We start from the raw sequence: 18,850 nt of genomic DNA on the forward strand, positions 1-18,850 counted from the left end.
CGCTCACGGGCGCCACACGTACCGGACGTCCGGCTCCCGCTCCTCGTTGCCACGGCCGTCGGTGTGCTCGGCGGCGACGAAGCCGTGGCGTTCGTAGAAGCGGCGGGCGGGCGCGTTTACCTGGAAGGTCCACAGCGCCAGCCCGTTCCGGCGGTGGCGCTTGGCCAGGTGTACGAGGCGGTCGCCGATGCCCCGGCCCCGCCAGTGCGGGTCCAGGTAGAGCTGGTCCAGCTCCGTACCGTTCAGCACCACCATCCCGACGATCGTGCCGTCCACGGCCGCCACCCAGGTCTCATGACCGGCCCGGCCGGGGACGACCACCTCCCGGAACCAGGTGCGGACCTCCTCGTCCGTATGCGCCCGGCGCACCTCCGGCAGCGTGGCCGTGAAGGAACGCAGCCACACCCCGGCCACCGCGTCGGCGTCGGACGCGGTGGCCCGGCGGATGACGGCCTCGGTATCGGCGGCTTCCGTCTCCATGGCGACGGATGCTCGCAGAGGCCGACGTCCCACCGCATCGGGGTTTCCCTCGCCCGGGGCGGGGGCGCTGCTTACCCCGCTCGATCCAGCGGCTCGAAACCGACGTGCAGACGGAGACCCAAGGCCGCAGCGATCCGTTCCAGCAAGGGGAGCGTCGGCATGGTTCCGCCTCCTTCGAAGCGGGCCACGGCCGGTTGCTGGAGCCCCGCCGGGAAGGGACCCGATCGCGCTCCATCCACCCGATCGTGGTGCTCCCTGTGCCCCGCCGACTCCTTGGCGCATTCGGCGCATGGACGAACCGGGCACTTGGCTCCCGAAAGGTCGTGCAGGCCGGCTAGCGGCTCGGCGTAAGGTCACCGCCCGCGTTGCGGATCATGCGCTGGAGCACCTTCAAGGTGATCAGGTAGTCCTCGTCGGAGATGCCCGCGTGCACCCGCTCGCGGTTGGCGCGCTGCGTCTCGGCGGCGCGCTGGTGCAGGGCTCTGCCCTCGTCGGTGAGGTGGAGCCGGCCGGAGTCGTCGGAGACGAGCAGCTTCCGCTCCACCAGCAGGTCGATGTCCGGGAGGAGTCCCGCGCCGACGTCCAGGTTGGCCTGCTGGGCGCTGATCACCTCGTCCCGGGTGGCGGCGCCCGCCTCGCTGTGCAGGACCTGGTGCAGCACCCACCACTGGGGCTGGGTGACGGTGATGGCGGCGAGCCGTCCCCGTACGTACGCCGAGAGCGTCTTGTTCGCGGCCCAAGCCCAGTAGGCGACCGGCTGGTTGACCAGCTCCTCGTCGCCGTGGGAGAACTCCGTCGACTCCGCCATCTTCCTCGCCTTCCTCTGCCCCGCTCGACCACCTCGACGATCAACACCAGCGTCGCGGGCCCTTGGAGGGAAGTCCAAGAGACGGTGGTTCTGCCTTCTAGCATCGCCGGTTATGGAGCTCCGTCAGTTGCAGTACCTGCTCACCGTCGTGGAGGAGGGCGGCTTCACCCGCGCCGCCGACCGCCTGTACCTGGCGCAGCCGGGGTTGAGTGCCCAGATCCGGCAACTGGAGCGGGAGCTCGGCCAGCCGCTGCTGGACCGGACCGGTGGACGGGTGACCGCCACCGAGGCCGGTGAGGCCGTCCTGCTCTACGCGCGGGCGGCGTTGGCGGCCGTCGAGGGGATACGGCGGACGGCGGACGAGTTCGCCGGCCTGGTTCGTGGGCATGTCACCCTCGGCGTCGCCTCGGGCGCGGCCACCGGCGGGCACGACCTGCCCGCCCTGCTGGCCGACTTCCACGAGGAGCACCCCGGGGTCGAGTTCTCTGTCATCGAGGACACCTCGGTCCACATGCTCACCGCCCTGCGCCGTGGCGAACTCGACCTCGCGCTGCTCGGCGTCACCGAGGACGAGCTTCCGCCGGGCATCGGGTTCCAGATCGTGGCCGACACCCCACTGGTCGCCGCCATGCCCCCGGGCGACCCGCTGCTCGACCCCGTCGGCCGCGCCGCGCTCCCGCTGGCCGCACTCGCCGACCGCCCGCTCCTCACCCTCATACGCGGTACGGGCATCCGCGGCGCGCTCGAACACGCCTGCCGTCAGGCCGGCTTCCGGCCGCGCATCGCCTTCGAGGCAGCCTCTCCCGGCCTGCTGGCCCGCTTCGCCGCCCGCGGCCTCGGAGTCGCCGTCCTCCCGGAGATGCCCTCTGAGACCACCGCGACGCTGGGCCTGCGCACCCTCCCGCTGACCTCTCCCGGCGTCCGGGGCCGGATCGCCCTCGTCTGGCCGGCGGACGGCCCCACCACCCCGGCGGCGAAGGCTCTGCTCCGCCGAGCACGGAAGGCCTTCCCACCGGTCGCACCGGCCGCACCGGTCGCGCCCTGAGGCGTCACACCCCGGTCAGCCGGTTGGCGAAGGTGGACAGGGTGTACGTGCCGATGCCCATCACCACCTCCAGGGCGTTGCGTTCGGTGAAGCCGTACGAGAGGAAGTCCGCCAACTCGTCGGCGGGAACCGCGCCGGCCGAGGCGTACACGGCGGCGACGAAGCGGCGTACGGCCTCCAGCCGGTCGTCCGGCAGGGGTGCGTCGGCGTTCAGGGCGTCGATCAGCTCGGGGGCGGCCTTCAGGGCGCGCAGCTTGCGGGTGTGCAGTTCGACGCAGACATGGCAGTCGTGGCGGACCGCGACCGCCATGACCACCACCTCGCGGGCGAGTGGGTCCAGGGTGGTGCGGTCGAAGGCGGCGGTGAGGGTGAGGAAGCCGTCGAGGAGTTCGGGCGAGTTCGCCATCCGGGCGACGGCGGGCGGGACCCGGCCGCCCATCCGCTGGGCGACGGCCGCCATCGCGGGGCGGGCGGCGGGCGGGGCGGTGTCGAGGGTGTGGTCGGTGAACATCAGGGTCGTCCCTAGAATCGACAACATGGTTGACGAGAAGAAGGTAAACCAGGTTGTCGAATTGCGCAACGACGGGAGCGTACGCCACGGGTACGAGCTGCCCCTGCTGCTCTTCGCCGGGTTCCGCACCCTGATCGACCGGGTGCACGCCGAGCTGGCCGAGCAGGGCCACCCGGACGTCCGCCCGGCGCACGGCTTCGCCATGCAGGCGGTCGGGCTGGGTGGCGCGACCGCGAGCGAGGTCGGCCGGCGGCTCGGGGTCTCCAAGCAGGCGGCGGGCAAGACCGTCGACCGGCTGGTGGTCCTCGGGTACGCCGAGCGCGCCGACGACCCCGCCGACGCCCGCCGCAAGCTGGTCCGGCTCACCCCGCACGGGCTGGACTGCCTGGGCCGCTCGGCCGCGATCTTCGACCGGCTGCGGGCGGAGTGGGTGGCGGCGCTGGGCGCGGACCGGGTGGCCGGGATGGAGGACGCCCTGCGGACGGTCGTACCGGCGGAGGCGTTCCGGCTGGACGCGGCGGGGTGGCTGGGCGGGGCGTAACCGGAGTCGTCACGTGTCGTTGGCATATGCGAGCGGGTGCGCGAAGGCATGCGCGCCCGCGGCAACGGGGAGGAGTGCCACGATGACCGTCCTAGACGACGACAGGACTCTCATGGCCGAAAGCAACGAGGAGCGCACGCTCGACGACTGGTTCGAGGCGCTGGAGCGGATGCCCGTCCCCGAGGGATACCAGGTCGAGATCGTCGAAGGGTCCGTCTTCATGTCACCGCAGCGAGAGGGCCACTACACGGTCATCCGCCGGATCATCCGAGCCCTGGAAGACGCCTTCGGCCTGGACGCCGCCATCTTCTCGGACGTCCGCGTCGACTTCCCGGGCCGACTGAACGGCTACGCGCCCGACGTGGTGAAGTTCCGCCAGGGCACGGAGAGCGACGAGCGCGGGCGACGGCGCTACCAGGACGTGGAGTTCGTAGCCGAGGTGATCTCCCGGGACACCGGGGCCAACGACTACGGGCCAAAGAAGACCGCGTACGCCACGGCCAAGGTGCCGGTCTATCTGATCGCGGACCCGTACCAGCGGCGCTGCCACGTCTACACGCACCCGAAGAACGACGACTACGCCACCGAGACCATCGTCGCCTTCGGCGAGACGATCGACCTCACCGGCACGCTGCCGGGGCTGACGCTCGACACGTCCGGGTTCCCCAGCTCATGACCGAAGTCGTCAGCCACCAGGTTCAGGCCCCCGCGGCCCAGGTTCGGCCGAGGGGCCCGCGGCATCCTCAATCCGTCGGGACCACCCTCGACACCTCGGAGTTCCCCCGGGGCTGACGCCCTTGCTTCGAGCACGCTCGAAGGCGTTGGCTGTAGGACCATGAAGTACACACAGCTCGGACGCACCGGACTCAAGGTCAGCCGACTCGTCCTCGGCACGATGAACTTCGGACCGCAGACCGACGAGGCCGGCAGCCACGCGATCATGGATGCCGCGATCGACGCGGGCATCAACTTCTGGGACACCGCCAACGTCTACGGCTGGGGCGAGAACAAGGGCCGGACCGAGGAGATCATCGGCTCCTGGTTCGCCAAGGGCGGCGACCGCGAGAAGGTCGTCCTCGCCACCAAGGTGTACGGCAACATGGGCGCCGACGGGAAGCCGTGGCCCAACCACGACAAGCTCTCCGCGGCCAACATCCGGCGGGCGGTCGAGGCCAGCCTCCGCCGCCTGAACACCGACCACATCGACCTGTACCAGTTCCACCACGTCGACCGGGACACCCCGTTCGAGGAGATCTGGCAGGCCGTCGACGTCCTGGTCCAGCAGGGCAAGATCCTCTACGCCGGCTCGTCCAACTTCCCCGGCTACAAGATCGCCCAGGCCAACGAGACCGCCGCCCGGCGCGGCGGCCTCGGGCTGGTCAGCGAGCAGTGCCTCTACAACCTCGCCGAGCGGCGCGCCGAGATGGAGGTCGTGCCGGCCGCCCGGGAGTACGGCCTCGGGGTCATCCCCTGGTCGCCGCTGCACGGCGGCCTCCTCGGCGGCGTACTGAAGAAGGAGGCCGAGGGCGGCGGCCGCCGGGCCTCCGGGCGCTCGGCCGACGCGCTGGCCAACACCGCGATGCGGGAGAAGATCCAGGCGTACGAGGACCTGCTCGACAAGCACGGTCTGGCACCCGGCGAGGCGGCGCTGGCCTGGCTGCTCACCCGGCCCGGGGTCACCGGCCCCATCGTCGGCCCGCGCACCGCCGAGCAGCTCGACTCGGCGCTGCGGGCGGTCGAGCTGGAGCTGAGCGAGGAGGTGCTGACCGGGCTGGACGAGATCTTCCCCGGCCCGGGACCGTCGCCGGAGGCCTTCGCCTGGTAGGAGGCCGCCGGAGGCTCGGGGCGCGGGCGGCGGTCACGGGTACGGGTCAGCCCAGCACGGCTGCCACGGCGATGATCGCGAACATCAGCACCAGCGCGCCTGCCATGATCCGGTTACGGGTCTTCGGGTCCACCCTTCGAGGTTAACCGGACCGCCCCAGCGACCAGGACCCGACCGTCTCGTAACGGGGCTGCTCGCCCGCGATCCCGCCGGCCGGCAGGTTGCTGCGGACCAGGCTCAGGTCCCTGACCTGCCACGGCGTGGAGGCGAAGGAGCGCAGCTCCTCCACGTACGGGCGCAGGTCGGCGTCGGTGCGGCCGCGGGCGACCGTGAGGTGGGGGTGGTAGGCACGGTGCCGGTCCATCGGGACCCCCGCGCGCCGGGCCGCCGCCTCCGCCCGTCCGGCGAGCCGCCCCAGCTCCTCCACCCCGCCGTCCGCGCCCGCCCACAGGGCCCGCCGGCCGAACTTCCCGCCGCCCCGGACCCTCAGCTCGAACGGTTCGCTGTGCCGGGCCGCCCGCGCCAGCCGCTCACGCAGCGCGGGCAGCAGCCCCTCGTCCACCTCGCCCATGAAGGCGAGCGTGAAGTGCCAGCCGGCCCGCCAGGTCCAGCGCAGCCCGTCCGCCCCGGGCAGGGCGCGCAGCCGGTCCACGGCCACGGCCAGCTCGGAGACGGCCGCGGGGTCGGGCAGCACGGCGGCGAAGAGTCTCATGCGGGGAGTGTTCCACCGGGAGGGGTGGTGATACGGGGACGGGGCCCGTATCCGCCGGCTCCCTCACGCCGCCGTGGCCAGCCGCTCCCGCTGGACGAAGTGGACGTGCGGGTGGCCGTGGCGCAGCTCGAAGCGGAGTCGCAGGCCGCCCGCGCGGGCCAGCACCAGGCCGATCACCGCGGCGGCGACCAGGCTGACCGCGCCGCCGGTGGCGAAGCCGACGCGGGCGCCGTAGGTGTCGGTGACCCAGCCGACCAGCGGCGCGCCCACCGGGGTGCCGCCCATGAAGACCATCATGTACAGGCTCATCACCCGGCCCCGCATCACCGGGTCGGTGGCCATCTGCACCGAGGAGTTGGCGCTGACGTTGACGGTCAGGCCGATCATCCCGATGGGGACCAGCAGCAGGGCGAACAGCCAGAACGCGGGGGCCACCGCGGCGGCGATCTCCAGGACGCCGAACACCATCGCCGCGCCCACCAGCATCCGGAGGCGGGAGCCGCCGCGGCGGGCCGCCAGCAGGGCGCCGACCAGCGAGCCGGCCGCCATCAGGGTGTTGAGGAAGCCGTAGGTGCCGGCGCCGACGTGGTAGACCTCGTCGGCGAACGCGGTGAGCCAGATCGGGAAGTTGAAGCCGAAGGTGCCGACGAAGCCCACCAGGGCGATCGGCCAGATCAGCTCGGGCCGCCCGGCCACGTAGCGCAGGCCCTCCCTCAGCTGGCCCTTGGCGCGCGGCGCCCGCTCGACCCGGTGCAGCTCGGCGGGGCGCATCAGCAGCAGCGCGGCCAGCGGGGCGAGGAAGGACAGCCCGTTGACCAGGAACGCCCAGCCGCTGCCGATGGAGGCGATCAGCGCACCCGCGACGGCGGGGCCGACCAGCCGGGCGGACTGGAAGTTCGCGGAGTTGAGGCTGACGGCGTTGGCGAGCTGCCCCTTGCCGACCATCTCGGAGACGAACGACTGCCGGGCCGGGTTGTCCACCACGGTGACCATGCCGAGCAGGAAGGCGACCAGGTAGACGTGCCACACCTGGACGTGCCCGGAGAGGGTCAGCACGGCGAGCGCCAGGCCGCACAGGCCCAGGGCGCCCTGGCTGGCCAGCAGCAGCCGCCGCTTGGGGAAGCGGTCCACCAGCACTCCGCCGTACAGGCCGAAGAGCAGCATCGGCAGGAACTGCAGGGCGCTGGTGATACCGACGGCGGCTGCGGAGCCGGTGAGGCTCAGCACCAGCCAGTCCTGGGTGATCCGGGCCATCCAGGTGCCGGTGTTCGAGACGATGGCACCGGCGAAGAACAGCCGGTAGTTGCGCACCCGGAGGGAGGCGAAGGTTCCGCGCCCCTCGGACGGGGCGGCGGTGGTGTTCTTGGGGTCGGGAAGGTTGTGTGCGGGTGCGGAGTCTGCTCCGGGTCCCGAACTCAACAGGTTCGCCTCCTCGTGTCGTGTGTCTCCTACAGGTGCGCGAGCTTCTCCAGCACCGGTGCGGCCGCGCGCAGCCGCGCCCACTCGTCCTCGTCCAGGCCCTCGGCGAGGGCGGCGAGCCAGGCGTTCCGCTTGCGGCGGGACTCCTCCAGCATGGCCTCGGCGGTCTCGGTCTGGCTGACCACCTTCTGGCGGCGGTCCTCCGGGTGCGGCTCCAGCCGGACCAGGCCCTTGGACTCCAGCAGCGCCACGATGCGGGTCATCGACGGCGGCTGGACGTGCTCCTTGCGGGCCAGCTCACCGGGGGTGGCCGAACCGCAGCGGGCCAGGGTGCCGAGCACCGACATCTCGGTCGGGCTCAGCGACTCGTCCACCCGCTGGTGCTTCAGCCGGCGGCCCAGCCGCATCACGGCCGACCGCAGCGAATTGATCGCGGCCAGGTCGGCGTCGGGGTCCCTGAGGACTGTGGGGTCTGTGGGCTCACCGTGAGCCAGGTCAGGCATGTCCTTAGCGTAACTCATTACCCATGCTAAGGACCACTGAGAAGGGGCGTACGCAAGGAGGGGTGGCAGAGATCACCCGAAAGAGTGGCAGGGCGGCCGGAAACGGCGCCGAACGGGCGCTTGAACGGTCAACCTGATCGGAAGGGCATCGACAGGGGGAGCGGCCGTGGGATCGACCATCGGATCGGGTTCGACCGTGCTCAGCCTGCGGATGGACGGCGAGCTGCTCGACCGGCTCCGGCGGCAGGCCGCCCGAAGCGGGATGAGCGTCCAGGACTACGTGATCCGGACGCTGGTGAGAGAGGACTTCGACGCCCGCTTCGAGGACGCGGTCAACGAGACGGAGCGCTTCTACGGCGGCGGGCGGGGAGCATGAGCGCGCCCAGGGGTACGCGGACGGGGGCGGGCACCGTCCACCGGTGCCCGCCCCCGTACCGCCGTACCGCCGTACCGCCGTACCGCCGTAGGCCGTGCCTCCCGGTCCGCTACGTCAGGCCGAGCGCCGGCATCGCGTAGTAGAAGACGAACACCGCCGAGACCACGTACATCGCGACCGGCACCTCGCGGGCCCGTCCGGCGGCCGGCCGCAGCACGCTGAAGGCGATGAAGCCGATCCCGATGCCGTTGGTGATCGAGTAGGTGAACGGCATCATCACCATCGCCAGGAACGCCGGCACCGCGATGGTGAAGTCGCTCCAGTCGATGTCCCGGATCGACCCGGCCAGGATCAGGAAGCCGACCGCCAGCAGCGCCGGGGTGGCCGCCTGGGACGGGACCATGGTGGCGAGCGGGGTGAGGAAGAGCGCCACCGAGAACAGCGCCCCGGTGACCACCGAGGCGAGACCGGTCCTGGCCCCCTCGCCGACGCCCGCCGTGGACTCCACGAAGCAGGTGGTGGCCGAGGAGGAGGTGGCGCCGCCCGAGGCGACCGCGACCCCGTCGATCAGCAGGACCTTGTTGATGCCGGGGAAGTTGCCCTTGGCGTCCATCAGCTTGGCCTCGTCGCCGACGCCCAGGATGGTGCCCATCGCGTCGAAGAAGCAGGACAGCAGCACCGTGAAGACGAACAGGCAGCCGGTGAGCAGCCCGACCTTCTGGAAGCCGCCGAACAGGCTGACCTCGCCGACCAGGCCGAAGTCCGGTGAGGCGACCGGGTTGCCGGGCCACTTCGGGGTGGTCAGGCCCCAGCTGGGCACCTTGGCCACGGCCTCGATGACCATGGCCGCGACGGTCATGACCACGATGGAGATGAGGATGGCGCCCGGCACCTTGCGGATCAGCAGGGCGAGGGTGAGCAGCGCGCCGAGCGCGAAGACCAGCACCGGCCAGCCGTTCAGATGGCCGTCGCCGCCGAGCTGGAGCTGGACGGTGGTCTGGGCGGCGTCCGGCATCCGGGAGACGAAGCCGGAGTCGACCAGGCCGATCAGCATGATGAACAGGCCGATGCCGATGGCGATGCCCTTGCGCAGCCCGGTCGGCACCGCGTTCATCACCCGCTCCCGCAGTCCCGTCGCCACCAGCAGCATCACCACCACGCCGGCCAGCACCACCATGCCCATGGCGTCCGGCCAGGACATCCGGGGGGCGAGCTGGAGGGCGACGACGGTGTTGACGCCGAGCCCGGCGGCGAGCGCGATCGGGACGTTGCCGATGACGCCCATGAGCAGGGTGGAGAAGGCGGCGGTCAGCACGGTGGCGGTGACCAGCTGGCCGCTGTCGAGCTGGTGGCCGTACATGTCCTTGGCGCTGCCGAGGATGATCGGGTTCAGCACGATGATGTAGGCCATCGCGAAGAAGGTGGCGAAGCCGCCGCGTACCTCGCGGGCGACCGTGGAGCCGCGCTCGGAGATCCGGAAGTAGCGGTCCAGGCCGCTGGTCGGCTGCGGGGGCACCGGCGGCTGGCCGTCGGCGTCCACCGGCACGGTGGCCGAGGAGGGCATGCGGAAACCTCGTGTACGGGAGGGGGCTGGGGGCAGCCGGCGGAAATCGTCCGAATCGCCAGGACCGTTGATCGGGCTTGCACATCCTTGTGCGCCCATTCGTACGTTCACACGACGAAAACCGGTCAGGCGTAGGCCGTTTCAGTATGAACACATCAGAGGGAAGATCGCTATCTCCGCGCGTAGACGCCCTTCTCACCGGGCCGGACGACCGCCCGTTGGGCCGACGGCCGGGGCGCATAGACTCGGGCTTATGGCGAAGTGGACCCCCCGGCACGAAGCGCCCGAGCCCCTGGAGGGGCCCGTGGTGCCGACCATCATCGGCGGCACCGTGCTGTGGTTCGTGCTGTTCCTGGTGCAGGTCCCCTTCTACGGCTGGTTCGCGGACCGGGGCCTGACCTGGTGGGTGTGGACCTGTCTGGCCGGGGCCGGACTGGGGCTGATCGGCATCTGGTACGTGCGGGGGCGCGACGCCGCGATCAAGCGGGACGCCGCCCGGCGCGCGGCGGAGAGCGGCGACGGTCGCTGAGGCCCACTGAGGACGCGGGCCCGGGCTTTCGGACCCGTAGGCCCCTCCCCCGTACGACTCGCGGACCATTCGGCTCCTTCCAGGGTCGGATCATGTCCGCTTTCGGCGGGTGACCCGGCCCCCGCCGCCGTACCGTCGGAGGCATGACGCAGCGGGTGGGTCCGGGAGAGGACACGGCGAAGAGCACGGCGGAGAGCAGGGCGGACGCCCCGGCACAGGCCGAGGTGGAGCACCGGCCGGGCGGGCTGAGCTCCGCCGAGGTGGCCGAGCGGGTGGCCCGGGGCGAGGTCAACAACGTCCCGGTGCGCAGTTCGCGCTCGGCCGTGGACATCGTCCGGGCCAATGTCTTCACCCGCTTCAACGCGATCATCGGCGTGCTCTGGGTGATCATGCTCATCGTGGCGCCGATCCAGGACAGCCTGTTCGGCTTCGTGATCATCGCCAACACCGGGATCGGCATCGTCCAGGAGCTGCGGGCCAAGAAGACCCTGGACAGCCTGGCGGTGATCGGTGAGGCGAAGCCCAAGGTCCGCCGGGACGGGGCCGCCACCGAGGTGCCCACCTCGCAGATCGTGCTCGGCGACTGCGTGGAGCTCGGGCCCGGCGACAAGGTGGTGGTGGACGGGGTGGTCGCCGAGTCCGACAGCCTGGAGGTGGACGAGTCGCTGCTGACCGGCGAGGCGGACCCGGTGGTCAAGCACCCCGGTGACCAGGTGATGTCCGGCAGCTTCGTGGTCGCGGGCGGCGGGGCGTTCACCGCCACCAAGGTCGGCCGGGAGGCGTACGCGGCGCAGCTGGCCGAGGAGGCGTCCCGGTTCACCCTGGTCCACTCCGAGCTGCGCTCCGGGATCTCCACCATCCTGAAGTACGTGACCTGGATGATGGTCCCGACCGCGATCGGGCTCATCCTCAGCCAGCTGGTGGTCAAGGAGTCCGACCTGCGCGGCTCGATCGCCCGGACGGTCGGCGGGATCGTGCCGATGATCCCGGAGGGGCTGGTGCTGCTGACCTCGGTGGCGTTCGCCATCGGGGTGGTACGGCTGGGGCGCCGGCAGTGCCTGGTGCAGGAGCTGCCCGCGATCGAGGGGCTGGCCCGGGTGGACGTGGTCTGCCTGGACAAGACCGGCACCCTCACCGAGGGCGGGATGGACGTGACCGAGCTGCGGACCCTCAACGGCGCCGACGAGGGGTACGTCCGGACCGTGCTGGGCGCGCTCGGCGAGTCCGACCCCCGTCCGAACGCCTCCCTCCAGGCGATCATCGACGCCTATCCGGACGGCGGGGAGTGGCGGTGCACCCAGGCGCTGCCGTTCTCCTCGGCCCGCAAGTACAGCGGGGCGGCCTTCAGCGAGCGCGACGGCGAGTCCAGCGCCTGGCTGCTGGGGGCGCCGGACGTGCTGCTGGCGGACGGCGACCCGGTGCTGGCCGAGACCGACGGGCTGAACGAGAAGGGGCTGCGGGTGCTGCTGCTGGCCCGGGTGGACGGGGAGCTGGACGCGCCCGGGATCGCCGAGCGGGCCGAGGCGGCGGCGCTGGTGGTGCTGGAGCAGCGGCTGCGCCCGGACGCCTCGGACACCCTCGCGTACTTCGCGGACCAGCGGGTGGCCGCCAAGGTCATCTCCGGCGACAACGCGGTCTCGGTGGGCGCGGTCGCCGGGAAGCTGGGCCTGGCGGGCGCCGAGGACACCGTGGACGCGCGGAAGCTGCCCGCCGAGACGGAGGAGATGGCGGCCCGGCTGGACGAGCACACCGTCTTCGGGCGGGTCACCCCGCAGCAGAAGCGCTCGATGGTCGGGGCGCTCCAGTCGCGCGGCCACACGGTGGCGATGACCGGTGACGGGGTGAACGACGTGCTGGCCCTCAAGGACGCGGACATCGGCGTTTCCATGGGCTCGGGCTCGGAGGCCACCAAGGCCGTGGCCCAGATCGTGCTGCTGAACAACAGCTTCGCGACCCTGCCGCATGTGGTGGCCGAGGGCCGCCGGGTGATCGGCAACATCACCCGGGTCGCGACCCTCTTCCTGGTGAAGACCGTCTACTCGGTGCTGCTGGCGGTCCTGGTGGTGATCGCGGGCATCGAGTACCCGTTTCTCCCCCGTCACCTGACCCTGCTCTCCACCCTCACCATCGGCGTCCCCGCCTTCTTCCTGGCGCTGGCCCCGAACAAGGAGCGGGCCAAGCCGCAGTTCGTGAAGCGGGTGATGCGGTACGCGGTGCCGGGCGGGGTCGTCGCGGCGGCGGCCACCTTCCTCACGTACCAGCTGGCCCGCTCCCACTACTCGGGCCCGGACGCGCTGGGCGCCGAGACCAGCGCGGCGACGCTGACCCTGTTCCTGGTCTCCATCTGGGTGCTGGCGATCATCGCCCGCCCCTACACCTGGTGGCGGATCGCCCTGGTGCTGACCATGGGCGGGGCGTTCCTGGTGGTGCTGGCGGTGCCCTGGCTCCAGCACTTCTTCGCGCTGCGGCTGGTGGGCACCACCATGCCGTGGCTGGCGGTGGGCATCGCCGCGGCGGGCGCGGCCGCGGTGGAGCTGGCCTGGCGCTGGGTGGAGCGGCGCTTCCCGGTCTGACCCGGGGCACCTCGGACACGCGCGAAGGCGGGGCGCCCGGTGGATCCGGCCGGGCGCCCCGCCTTCCTGCTGTCCGGAAACTACTTCACGTCGACGAAGTCACCCGCGGTGGTGATCGCGTTGGTGGTGGTCGTACCGGCGAAGCTCCAGCGCCAGTAGCCGTCCTCCACCGCCGTGCGGGTGGCCTTCAGCTCACCGGTGTTGTTGGTCTTCACCGTGGCGACCGTGGTGTAGCTGCTGGCGTTCTTCTTGCGGAACTGCAGCTTCACCGGCTGACCGGTGTACCCGGCGTACTTGTTCGTCTCCCAGTTGGCCCGGGCCAGCTTGCCGGTGACGGTGATCTTCTTGCCCTTCTTCACCGGCTCCGGAGCGGCGTTCACCGTCAGGGTGGAGTTGCGCTGCACCAGGGTGGTGCCCAGGCGCTTCTGGTGGTCGAGACCGATCGGCTCTTCGTTGCCGTCGAGGGTGGCCGCGGCGGCGGACACCTTCCAGGTGCCGGCGTCGGAGTTCAGCAGCCAGCCCTCGGCGGGGTAGAAGTCGACCCGCCCGGTGCAGCCGGCGGTGGTCGAGGTGACGGCCTTGCAGGTGGCGGGCGCGTCACCGGCCGCCATGTTGTCGGGCATGTCGTCCGAGCCCCGGTAGAGGATCGGCAGGGTGACGAAGTTCTTGGCGGTGATCTTCAGCCTGGCGGGGTGCTTCATGGTGTAGGTGACCGTGGAGGTCACCTGCTTGGTGGTGCCGACCTTGATCGCCTTGGCGACCTTGACGTTCGAGAAGGTGACGCCCAGCGACGGCGGCTCCTCGTCCACGGGCCCGGCGGCCCGCGACTGCTTGCCGGAGCCGGCGTGGCCGTCGCCCAGGAGGCCGGCGACCAGCTCGGCGCGGGACTTCGGCGACGGGACGTGGTTGTCCTCGGCCTGTGCGCTCTGCATGGCGAACGAGGACAGGACCAGGGCGCCGGAGACGGCAGCCACGGTGACGCGAATACGCATGCGTTTTCCCCAGTGGAGAAAGGCCCGGAGAGGTGGCGTCGAACGTGCGACGCGCGGCCCGCCCCCGGGACGAATGATCGAGGAGCCGTGTCGGCTCGCAGAAGGAGATCATCGAGGGGGCGGGATGGTTGTACGCGATGCGCATCGATCTTCGAAAGGCGCCGGAGCGGGTCCCGGAGTGCGTCATGGTGCGGGCGTGCCGGGGGAGGTGGCCGGACGTCCCTGCCCCTAAGCCCTGCCGGCGCTCGCCCGGGCCGGGGACGCCCGAGCGGGGCCGGGGCTGAACCGGCCCTTGCCCCCGGCCCTCAATCCCCGGCACCCTGCCTCAGTCGAACCAGCGGTCGCGCTCCAGTTCCTCCGTGCGGGAGGGGTCCTCCAGCAGGGCCGCGACCTCGAAGCGGCGGGGCCACTGGCCGGCGGCCCAGGAGAGGCCGGCGGCGACGCCCTCCAGGGTGGCGGCGTGCACCACGCCGTCGGCGGTGCGGTGCCAGTCGAGTTCGACGCCGCCGACGACCAGTTCCTCGTGCTCCACATAGGAGGCCGGGACCGTGTGGCCCAGCAGTCGGCGCACCGCGTCCGGGACCTGGTGCTCCTCGCCGCCGCCGGGCGCCTCGGGGGCGGCCTCCTCGGCCAGGGTGCGCACCTGGAGCAGCTCGGCCAGGTCGGCGGCGCGGCTGGGGGCGACCGGGAGCAGCGGCAGCCCGGTGGCGAGCGGCAGCAGGTCGGGGGCGTCGGCGACCAGGGCCTCGCCCGCGGGCACCACCCGTACCTCGCCGTCCACCACGGCCCGCAGCTCGTCCGGAAGAGTGACCTGCTCGGGGTCCAGGTCGGCGAGGAGGGTGTAGAGGGCGTGCAGCTGGGCCGCGGTGACCGGGCGGTCGGGGTCGGCCAGGCGGGACAGCAGCTCGGCGGCGCCGCCGGGCTCTTCGAGCAGGGCCGCGGCGGAGGTCCGTACGCCGAGCGCGCGCAGCACCTCGGTGTCGGTGAAGCCGGTGGTGTCCGCCGGGTCGTAGAGCCCTTCGAGCAGCGGGTCGGCCCCGGCGGCGCGCAGTCCGGCGGGGCGGCGGCCGCCCAGGACCGGGTGGTCGCGCAGCCACCAGGCCGTGTAGGAGCGGACGGTCTCGGTGGTGCCGTCGGGCAGCAGCACCCGTACCGGCTGGGTGAGGGCGTCCCGCAGCGGCGGCTGGGCGAGCAGGGCCAGCGCCCGGGGCCAGGCCTCGTCGTCCACCAGCTCAAGATCCCGTACGGCGGTGATCTCGGTCGCCACCGGAGGCACCGGGGACTCCGGCAGCCGGTCCAGCACGTCCTCGCACCAGACGTCCACCGCGTCCAGCAGCCCGGCGTCGTCCGGCTCGGGGAAGTCGCCGTCGCGCGGCTCCAGTTCGTCCGGGTCGAGGACCACGTCGGTGGCGCGGACCAGGGCGAAGGCGTCGAGCACCCCGCAGGCGGCCAGCGGGGCGGCGCCCCAGCGCTCGGCCAGCTCGGCGTCGCAGAGCGCCGCCTCACCCTCGCGCATCACGGCGGCGAAGTCGCTGCCGGGGAGGATGAGTTCGGCGGCGGTGGCCGGCTCGCCGTCCTCGTCGGGCAGGGCCAGCGCCCCGAGCCAGGGCTCGTCGCCCGGTTCCAGGCCCGCGTCCCGTACGAGGGCCAGGACGATCTCCGCCAGCTCCTCGGCGTCCGGCGGCCCGGAACCGTCCTCGTCCCACACCTCCTCCGCGTCCAGCGAGGCGGCGACCGCGGCCCGCACCTGCGGGGTGGTCAGCACCGCGCGCGGGGTGGCGGGCAGCGCGCCCAGCTTCTCCAGCACCGGGTGCGCGGCGTCCGGATGGGCCACCTTCAGCCCGAGCCGGCCCAGGTCCACGGGGGTGTCGGCGAGCGGCAGCAGCACATGGCGGGGCCCGATCGCGGTCCTGCCCCCGGCCAGCGGCACCGGCAGCCCGGTCAGCCGGTCCGGGTCCACCCCGGCCAGCGTCTCGTACAACCGCCCCCACCACTCGGGGGTCCGCTCCACCCCGGCCAGCCGGTCGATGGCGTCACCCAGCGCCAGCCGCGCCACCCCGAGGGCGCGCAGCTCGGCCCGCCGCTCCAGCCCGGCGGGCAGCAGCGTCGGCAGCACCTCCGCCAGCACCCGTACGGTGTCGGCGCCCGCGCCCTCCACCACCTCGGCCTCGAACGGCCGCAGCGCGGTCAGCTCCTCGGAGGGCGCGGCGGGGACCAGGAACGCCACCCTGGGCAGCAGTTCGAGCACCGCGGCCCGGATCGCCCCGTCCAGCACGCCCTTGCCGAGCGGGCCGGGGACCAGGCCGATGGTGCCGGTGGTGACGGGTCGCCAGTCGGCCAGCAGCTCCGCGTACGCCTCGGCGGCCCGGGCGGTCAGGAAGTCGGTCAGCGGTCCGGGCGCCGGGTGGCGGCGGCTGGTGTCCAGCGGGTAGCTCGCGATGAGCAGCGCGGGGACGCCCAGCGGCTCGTCGGTGGGGGTGGGGGCGTGCACCACGGGTGCGGTACGGGGCCGGGCCGGTGCGCCGTCCTCGTCCACCGGCACCGCCCAGGTCACCGACCAGTGCGGGCGCAGCCGCTCCTCGACGGGGCGGTCCCGCAGCAGCTCGGCGTCGAGCGCCCCGGTGCGGCTGACGGTGCGCCACCGCCGCGTACCGTCCGCGGAGTCCCCGATCTCGACGTACCCCTCGCCCTGCCGGCGGGTCAGCACCCGCTCCCCGGCCGGGGTCTCGACCACGATCTCGGCCAGACCGGGCAGGGTGAGCAGCAGGGCGTCGTCGATCCCGGCGAGCAGCCGCTCGGTGAGGTCCACGGCGGCGGAGTCCCGCAGCGGAAGGATGACCACGGTGTCGTAACCGGCGGGCGCGGTGCCCTCGGCGGGCATCGGCAGCCGCAGCAGCGGCACATGGCCGTCGCGGCGGCGCAGCTCGTCGCCGAGGCCGGGGCTGACCCGGGCCGCGTCGGCGGCCAGCTCCCGGGCCTCCCGCAGCGACCAGCGCACTCCGCCGTGCCGGCCCACCAGCGCCGGCTCGTCGCTGACTGCCAGCACCGCGGCGAACCCGACGCCGAAGCGGCCGACCGCGCCCTCGTGGCCCTCCCGCTTGGCGGAGGCGCGCAGGGTGCTCAGCGACTCCACCCCGGTGGCGTCCAGGTGCTGCCCGGTGTTGGCGGCGGCGAGCACGGCGGGGCCCTGGGGGCTCGCCGGGTGCAGGGTGAGCCTCAGCCGGCCGGGCACCCCGGCGCGGGCGGCGGCGTCGGCGGCGTTCTGGGCCAGCTCCACCACCAGCCGGTCGCGGTAACCGCCCAGCGCGAGGTCCTCCTCGGCGTTGGCGTCCTCGCGGAACCGGGCCGGGCCGGCGCCCCAGGCGTCGAGCACCCCGCGCCGCAGCCGGGCCGTACCGAACGGGTCGGCCCCCTCGGCCACCGTCGCCCTCACGCTCACGCTGTGCTCCGCTCTCTCGCCCCTCGCCGGACCGCATGACGCGCCCGGCACCTGCGGCTGAAGGTACCGCGCTGGTGCGGGTACCCCTGAACGGCGTCCATGAGCGGAACGGGGGCCGGTGGGCGGGGGTGTCCGGCGGACCGGCACACCTCGCGCACCGAACCCTCGCGAAACCTCCGCGAGGGGTTGTCGGGAACGGAGACTCAGCTGTGGCCGAGGTCCTCCGCCGCGTCCTCGTCCGCCGAGGCGGGCGGGACCGAGCCGCCCTCGTCGGCGCGGGACGCCGGGTGGAGCGGGAAGGCGTCCGTGGCCATCGAGTCGAGCACCGGCTCGGCCGGCTTCGGGGGCTTGGGCATGACGGCCGCCTCGGAGTGCCCGCCGCAGCCGTAGGCCAGCGACACCACCCGGCCGTCGGCCGGGGAGAACTCGTTGGCGCACACCCCGAAGGCCTGCCGCAGCGAACCGGCCATCGGCACCAGGAAGCCGCAGGAGACACAGGAGGCGGGGGCGGCCTGCGCCATCGGGGTCTTCGCCCCGAAGTCCTCCTCCCAGCGGTCGGCGGCGGTGTGCAGTCCGTACCGGGACAGCACCCGGGCCCGGCGGAGCCCGATCTCCTCGCCGATCGCGGCGATCGACGCGCGGGAGGGCGAGAGCGTACGGCTGGTGAGGTCGGCGTCCTCGGCGTCGAGGTGCTCGGCCATCTCGTGCGAGACCGCGGAGTTCGGCGGCGGCTCGTCCTCGCCGGTGTAGCCGGGCTCCAGGCGCAGGTCGTCCTGCTCGGTGGGGAGCAGGTCGCCGGGGCCCATGTCGCCGGGGCGCAGCCGCTCGCTCCACGGCACCCACTCGGGGGCGAGCACCGCGTCCGGGCCGGGCAGCAGCACCGTCTCGTCGAGCGTGACGTTCTTGGCGCGGGAGGCGCGCGCCACGGTCACCGCCCAGCGCCAGCCCCGGTAGCCGGGCTCGTCGGCGGCGAAGAAATGGGTGACGACCCGGTCGCCCTCGGCTACGGTCCCCGTATGCTCGCCTACGGCCGCGGGCGCGGCGGCCTCCTCGGCGGCCTCCCGGGCCAGGCCGACCGCCTCGGCGCACAGACGGTCGGGGGCACGCGGGGTACGGCTTCGCGTCGTCGCAGCACTCACAGGTCTCGCTCATCTCCTACGCCGTGTCACAGATGCGCCGGCCGGTCCGCGATGCACGGGCGGCGGGCGGAGCGGACCTGTGGGCCGCATCGACGTCCGCGCCCGACGTGTCTCGGGCACACCTCACGCCATCCATTCTGCGGGATGCCGAAGAGGCGCGCGGCCGAGAAGCTACGCCGCCGACGCGCTACGCACGCTACCCCCTACCCACGCCCCGGGCCCACCTGCACGTCCCGGGAACCCCGAGGTCGGGTTCCGGAGAGGGGCGTGGGAGGCCGGCGTGGCGGGATGTGGGCGGGGGTCGGGCGGGGCCGAGGTGGGGGTGGGGCGGGGCAGCGATGGGGGGCATGGGCGGGCCCATGGTGGGGCTCGGACGGGGCCTAGGTGGGGCTCG

Annotated in this window: 17 protein-coding genes; 7 read left to right on the forward strand and 10 right to left on the reverse strand. The window is 72.9% G+C overall.

Features of this window, described 5'->3' with window-relative positions:
* Window positions 1–3: 3 nt before the first annotated feature.
* Together M1O15_RS17850 and M1O15_RS17855 are read right to left on the reverse strand one after the other, a co-directional pair.
* On the reverse strand, window positions 4–480 hold the full coding sequence (locus tag M1O15_RS17850) for a GNAT family N-acetyltransferase (protein ID WP_248634912.1): 477 nt from the start codon (window positions 478–480) through the stop codon (window positions 4–6).
* Between the two features lie 334 nt (window positions 481–814).
* A complete protein-coding gene (locus M1O15_RS17855) occupies window positions 815–1,288 on the reverse strand; it encodes a MarR family winged helix-turn-helix transcriptional regulator (protein ID WP_248634913.1) in 474 nt (157 codons plus the stop codon).
* A gap of 112 nt (window positions 1,289–1,400) precedes the next feature.
* Here M1O15_RS17855 and M1O15_RS17860 point away from each other — a divergent pair, with 112 nt between their 5' ends.
* On the forward strand, window positions 1,401–2,333 hold the full coding sequence (locus M1O15_RS17860; RefSeq protein ID WP_248634914.1) for a LysR family transcriptional regulator: 933 nt from the start codon (window positions 1,401–1,403) through the stop codon (window positions 2,331–2,333).
* A 4-nt stretch (window positions 2,334–2,337) separates the two neighbouring features.
* Here M1O15_RS17860 and M1O15_RS17865 read toward each other — a convergent pair whose 3' ends face one another.
* On the reverse strand, window positions 2,338–2,844 hold the full coding sequence (locus M1O15_RS17865) for a carboxymuconolactone decarboxylase family protein (RefSeq protein ID WP_248634916.1): 507 nt from the start codon (window positions 2,842–2,844) through the stop codon (window positions 2,338–2,340).
* Between the two features lie 25 nt (window positions 2,845–2,869).
* Between M1O15_RS17865 and M1O15_RS17870 the strand changes: the two genes are divergently transcribed.
* The 3 genes from M1O15_RS17870 to M1O15_RS17880 all read left to right on the forward strand — a co-directional run bounded on the left by M1O15_RS17870 (window position 2,870) and on the right by M1O15_RS17880 (window position 5,210).
* Window positions 2,870–3,385: a MarR family winged helix-turn-helix transcriptional regulator gene (locus tag M1O15_RS17870; RefSeq protein WP_248634918.1), complete on the forward strand. Its 516-nt coding sequence runs from the start codon at window positions 2,870–2,872 to the stop codon at window positions 3,383–3,385.
* 82 nt (window positions 3,386–3,467) lie between these two features.
* The gene (locus M1O15_RS17875) at window positions 3,468–4,061 is read left to right on the forward strand and encodes a Uma2 family endonuclease (protein ID WP_248634919.1); all 594 of its coding nucleotides are present in this window, start codon (window positions 3,468–3,470) and stop codon (window positions 4,059–4,061) included.
* 159 nt (window positions 4,062–4,220) lie between these two features.
* Complete coding sequence (locus M1O15_RS17880) at window positions 4,221–5,210, forward strand: aldo/keto reductase (protein ID WP_248634920.1); 990 nt, start codon at window positions 4,221–4,223, stop codon at window positions 5,208–5,210.
* Between the two features lie 142 nt (window positions 5,211–5,352).
* Here the strand turns inward: M1O15_RS17880 and thpR are convergent, their stop codons facing one another.
* The 3 genes from thpR to M1O15_RS17895 form a co-directional block, all read right to left on the reverse strand.
* The gene (gene thpR / locus M1O15_RS17885; RefSeq protein ID WP_248634921.1) at window positions 5,353–5,922 is read right to left on the reverse strand and encodes an RNA 2',3'-cyclic phosphodiesterase; all 570 of its coding nucleotides are present in this window, start codon (window positions 5,920–5,922) and stop codon (window positions 5,353–5,355) included.
* A gap of 63 nt (window positions 5,923–5,985) precedes the next feature.
* Window positions 5,986–7,341 carry an MFS transporter gene (locus tag M1O15_RS17890; protein ID WP_248634922.1) on the reverse strand — a complete coding sequence of 452 codons (1,356 nt, stop codon included), beginning with the start codon at window positions 7,339–7,341 and terminating at the stop codon, window positions 5,986–5,988.
* A gap of 29 nt (window positions 7,342–7,370) precedes the next feature.
* Complete coding sequence (locus tag M1O15_RS17895; protein ID WP_248634923.1) at window positions 7,371–7,844, reverse strand: MarR family winged helix-turn-helix transcriptional regulator; 474 nt, start codon at window positions 7,842–7,844, stop codon at window positions 7,371–7,373.
* A 211-nt stretch (window positions 7,845–8,055) separates the two neighbouring features.
* Here M1O15_RS17895 and M1O15_RS17900 point away from each other — a divergent pair, with 211 nt between their 5' ends.
* Complete coding sequence (locus M1O15_RS17900) at window positions 8,056–8,220, forward strand: ribbon-helix-helix protein, CopG family (RefSeq protein WP_248634949.1); 165 nt, start codon at window positions 8,056–8,058, stop codon at window positions 8,218–8,220.
* Between the two features lie 109 nt (window positions 8,221–8,329).
* Here M1O15_RS17900 and M1O15_RS17905 read toward each other — a convergent pair whose 3' ends face one another.
* Window positions 8,330–9,784 (reverse strand): NCS2 family permease, encoded by a 1,455-nt coding sequence (locus tag M1O15_RS17905; protein WP_248634924.1) that lies wholly within the window; start codon window positions 9,782–9,784, stop codon window positions 8,330–8,332.
* Window positions 9,785–10,037: 253 nt separating this feature from the next.
* Between M1O15_RS17905 and M1O15_RS17910 the strand changes: the two genes are divergently transcribed.
* Both M1O15_RS17910 and M1O15_RS17915 read left to right on the forward strand, forming a co-directional pair.
* Window positions 10,038–10,313, forward strand: a complete 276-nt coding sequence (locus M1O15_RS17910; protein WP_248634925.1) for a DUF2530 domain-containing protein — start codon at window positions 10,038–10,040, stop codon at window positions 10,311–10,313.
* A 143-nt stretch (window positions 10,314–10,456) separates the two neighbouring features.
* Window positions 10,457–12,886 (forward strand): HAD-IC family P-type ATPase, encoded by a 2,430-nt coding sequence (locus M1O15_RS17915; RefSeq protein WP_248634926.1) that lies wholly within the window; start codon window positions 10,457–10,459, stop codon window positions 12,884–12,886.
* Window positions 12,887–12,966: 80 nt separating this feature from the next.
* Here M1O15_RS17915 and M1O15_RS17920 read toward each other — a convergent pair whose 3' ends face one another.
* The 3 genes from M1O15_RS17920 to M1O15_RS17930 form a co-directional block, all read right to left on the reverse strand.
* Window positions 12,967–13,878 carry a hypothetical protein gene (locus M1O15_RS17920; RefSeq protein WP_248634927.1) on the reverse strand — a complete coding sequence of 304 codons (912 nt, stop codon included), beginning with the start codon at window positions 13,876–13,878 and terminating at the stop codon, window positions 12,967–12,969.
* Between the two features lie 325 nt (window positions 13,879–14,203).
* Window positions 14,204–17,317: a sacsin N-terminal ATP-binding-like domain-containing protein gene (locus M1O15_RS17925; protein ID WP_248634929.1), complete on the reverse strand. Its 3,114-nt coding sequence runs from the start codon at window positions 17,315–17,317 to the stop codon at window positions 14,204–14,206.
* Window positions 17,318–17,520: 203 nt separating this feature from the next.
* Window positions 17,521–18,456, reverse strand: coding sequence for a DUF3027 domain-containing protein (locus M1O15_RS17930; RefSeq protein WP_248634930.1), 936 nt, complete (start codon window positions 18,454–18,456; stop codon window positions 17,521–17,523).
* Window positions 18,457–18,850: the final 394 nt, after the last annotated feature.

It is taken from the genome of Streptomyces lichenis (assembly GCF_023218175.1).
Lineage (GTDB): Bacteria > Actinomycetota > Actinomycetes > Streptomycetales > Streptomycetaceae > Streptomyces > Streptomyces lichenis.